The 239-nt window shown below is 38.5% G+C and carries 1 protein-coding gene; it reads right to left on the bottom strand.

Going from position 1 to position 239, the window contains the following annotated elements; all coding sequences use genetic code 11:
* Window positions 1-239: mechanosensitive ion channel domain-containing protein (locus tag SB756_RS34925; RefSeq protein ID WP_410913862.1), on the bottom strand; the 239-nt coding region annotated here is incomplete at both ends.

Genomic DNA, 239 nt, shown 5'->3' with positions numbered 1-239 from the left:
ATTAGGTATGTAAATCGTTTTTCTTGAAAATTGATAAGTGTGCATGTCTATTTCATGCATGGTTGTTTTTATCCAGTCTGTTTCTGCTACTTCACCGTAATATTCACCGACTTGCACCCAGTCGCCTACTCTAAATGGGCGTGTAGTGACTAAGTAAAAAAAGCCAATAACACATTGAATAAACTCACGAGTGGCTAAAACAATGGCAACTGCAAAGGCCGCGATAGATAACGCAAAAT

It is taken from the genome of Pseudomonas sp. SIMBA_068 (genome assembly GCF_046534705.1).
GTDB classification, from domain to species: Bacteria; Pseudomonadota; Gammaproteobacteria; order Pseudomonadales; family Pseudomonadaceae; genus Aquipseudomonas; species Aquipseudomonas putida.
The sequence above is the reverse complement of the archived record's forward strand: the minus strand, read 5'-3'. Positions and strand labels throughout refer to the sequence as shown.